Origin of the sequence: Sphaerotilus sp., from assembly GCF_041083715.1 — a bacterium.
Lineage (GTDB): Bacteria > Pseudomonadota > Gammaproteobacteria > Burkholderiales > Burkholderiaceae_C > Sphaerotilus.
Genome location: NZ_JBFPGY010000191.1, coordinates 1 through 2842, shown reverse-complemented (window position 1 = coordinate 2842; position 2842 = coordinate 1). Strand labels below are relative to the sequence as shown.

At 70.7% G+C, this 2842-nt stretch carries 4 protein-coding genes; 3 read left to right on the top strand and 1 reads right to left on the bottom strand.

The annotated features are described in order from the left end of the window. The 3 genes from AB3X43_RS08525 to AB3X43_RS08515 form a co-directional block, all read left to right on the top strand. Positions 1-1383, top strand: a 1383-nt coding sequence (locus AB3X43_RS08525; protein ID WP_369429415.1) for a PHA/PHB synthase family protein, incomplete at its 5' end; no start/stop codon positions are given. Between the two features lie 60 nt (positions 1384-1443). After that, on the top strand, positions 1444-1854 hold the full coding sequence (locus AB3X43_RS08520; RefSeq protein WP_369429414.1) for an Ig-like domain-containing protein: 411 nt from the start codon (positions 1444-1446) through the stop codon (positions 1852-1854). 30 nt (positions 1855-1884) lie between these two features. Continuing rightward, a complete protein-coding gene (locus AB3X43_RS08515; protein WP_369429413.1) occupies positions 1885-2226 on the top strand; it encodes a hypothetical protein in 342 nt (113 codons plus the stop codon). 28 nt (positions 2227-2254) lie between these two features. Here the strand turns inward: AB3X43_RS08515 and AB3X43_RS08510 are convergent. Continuing rightward, positions 2255-2842, bottom strand: a 588-nt coding sequence (locus tag AB3X43_RS08510) for an RQC domain-containing protein (RefSeq protein WP_369429412.1), incomplete at its 5' end; no start/stop codon positions are given.

The following is a 2842-nucleotide window of genomic DNA, read 5'->3' as shown; positions in this document are numbered from 1 at the left end:
CTGACGCGCCACCACAGCGAGGTGGTGCGGACGATGGCACGGCAGTGGCTCGACACGCTCAGCCCGAGCAACCTGCCGTTCAACCCCGAAGTGGTGCAGGCGACCCGCGAACGCCTCGGCGCCAATCTGGTCGAGGGTGCACAGAACGCGGTGGACGACTGGCGCCAGCAGCACGGCCTGCCACCCCTGCTGCAGCCCGAACACACCTACCGTCCCGGCACCGAAGTGGCGATCACCCCCGGTGCGGTGGTGATGCGCAACCGGCTGGTCGAGCTGATCCAGTACGCGCCCGCCACCGACACGGTGCAGGCCGAGCCGGTCTTCATCGTGCCGTCGTGGATCATGAAGTACTACATCCTCGACCTGAGTCCGGAGAACTCGCTGGTGCGCTGGCTGGTCGGCCAGGGCCACACCGTCTTCATCCTGAGCTGGAAGAACCCCGACCGGGGCGATGCCGGCATCGGTCTGAACGACTACCTGCAGTGGGGCGTGTTCGACAGCCTCGCCCGCATCCGCGCACTGGTCCCCGACCAGCCGGTGCACGCCTGCGGCTACTGCCTGGGCGGCACGCTGCTGTCGATGGCCGCCGCCGCGCTGGCCCGCCCGCAGCAGGTCGCCAACGCACCGCAGCAGGCGCCGCTGGCCAGCGTGACGCTGCTGGCCTCGGAAACCGACTTCACCGAGCCGGGCGAGATGGGCGTGCTGATCGACGAGTCGCAGGTGCAGCTGCTCGAAGCGATGATGGCCGACCGGGGGTTCCTGACCGGGCAGCAGATGGCGGGGTCGTTCCAGTTCCTGCATGCGCGCGATCTGGTCTGGTCGATGAAGATGCGCGAGTACCTGCTCGGCGAGCGCGTCCATCCCAATGACCTGATGGCCTGGAACGCCGACGTGACGCGCATGCCGGCGCGCATGCACAGCGAGTACCTGCGCCGCTGCTACCTGCGCAACGAACTGGCCGAGGGGCGCTACCTCGTCGAGGCCGCGCCGGTCTCGCTGTCCGACATCCGCGTGCCGGTCTTTGCGGTCGGCACGGAGACCGACCACGTCTCGCCGTGGAAGTCCGTCTACAAGCTGCTGCGCCTGTCCGACACCGAGGTCACCTTCGTGCTGACCAGCGGCGGCCACAACGCCGGCATCGTCAGCGAACCCGGCCACCCGCACCGCCACTGCGCGCTGCACGTCACCGCGACAACCGACCCTTGGCAAAGTCCCGAGGACTGGCAAGCGGCCGCCGAGCACCGCGAAGGCTCCTGGTGGACGGCGTGGAACGACTGGCTCGGCGCGCACAGCCACGGCACCGTGCCGGCCCGGGCCATCGACCCGGCCGCCATCCTCACCGCCGCACCGGGCGACTACGTGCAGACCCGGTACGCAGACTGACGGCAGGGGTTCAGCCGACTCGATTGCCCGCCGTCAGACCACGGCGTAGCATGCGGCCGCATGTTCACCCTGCCTCCTCCACTGCGTGGCGCCGCTCTGGCGCTGGTTCTGAGCACCGCCGTGCTGGTCGGCTGCGGCGGCGGCCTCTACTTCGGCTGGGCCGGCGGCGGCTACGACGACCTGCCCCCCAGCGTGAGCCTGGTCACCAGCGTGACCTCGGCCAAGGTCGGCGACCCGGTGCGTCTGTCGGCCGCAGCGAGCGACGACTACGCCGTGGCGCGGGTCGAGTTCTACCGGGTCGAGTCCACCGGGACCGTCACACGGCTGGGCACGGACACCTTTGTCCCCTACGCCTGGGACACCGTGCAGCCGGACAGCCCCGACGGGGTCGTGCGCTATCTGGCACGCGCGGTCGATGACGCCGGACAGGTCACCGACAGTGCGTGGGTGAGCGTGACCGTGCAACGCTGATCCGATGCAACTGCAATGAAAGGCACCACCTTGAACACGAATCCCCCGGGGCGACCAGGCGTCGCCCTCACCTCCGCCCTGATGACTGCGCTGTCGCTGTCGATCAGCGCCGGCTGTGCCCAGCAGTCGTCCGGTCCGGGCATGGCCGATCAGGCACGCGCGACAGGCCAGGTGGTGGCCAAGGACGCGAAGGAAGCGGGCGCCGCCGTGGCCCACGGCGCGCGCGAAGTCGGCTCGGCCGCCGGCCAGACCGGGCGAGACATCGGCCGCACGGTGAAGGACGCCGCGGTCGGCGCATGGGAGGCCACGCGCCAGGGCGCGCAGGCCGTCGGTGCGGCGGCGAGCGGTGCCGTGAGCGAGATCCGCAAGTAGCGTCAGGTCCGCCGGCCCCAGGGCGTGTTCACGCCGCCTTGGCTTCCAGCACGCTCAGCAGGGCTGCTCCGTACGCCTCCAGCTTTTTCGCCCCGACACCGCTGATGCCGCCCAGTTCCGCCAGCGATGCCGGCTGGCGACGCGCCATCTCGGCCAGCGTCGCGTCGTGGAAGACGACATAGGCGGGCAGGTTGTGTTCGCGCGCCACATCGGCACGCCACTGGCGCAGCGCCTCGAAGCTGGCGATCTGCCGGGCGTCCAGATCGGCAGGCGCCACCTTGGGTCCGCGCGGTGCCGCGTCGGCCCCGGCCGCCAGACCACCCCGGGTGCGCGAACGACTGCGGCGGGGCGCTTCGGCGGGCGTGCGCATGCGCAGCTGCACGTCACCGCGCAGCACCGTGCGCGCCGTGTCGGTCAGTGCCAGCGTGCCGTACTCGCCCTCCGTCACGACGTGACCAAGCGCCACCAGTTGCCGCAGCACCGCGCGCCACTGCTGCTCGCTCAGGTCGGTGCCGATGCCGAAGGTGCTCAGGCCGGCATGGCCGTACTGCTCGACCTTCTCGGTGCGCTTGCCACGCAGCACGTCGATCAGGTAGGCCACGCCGAAGCTGCGGGC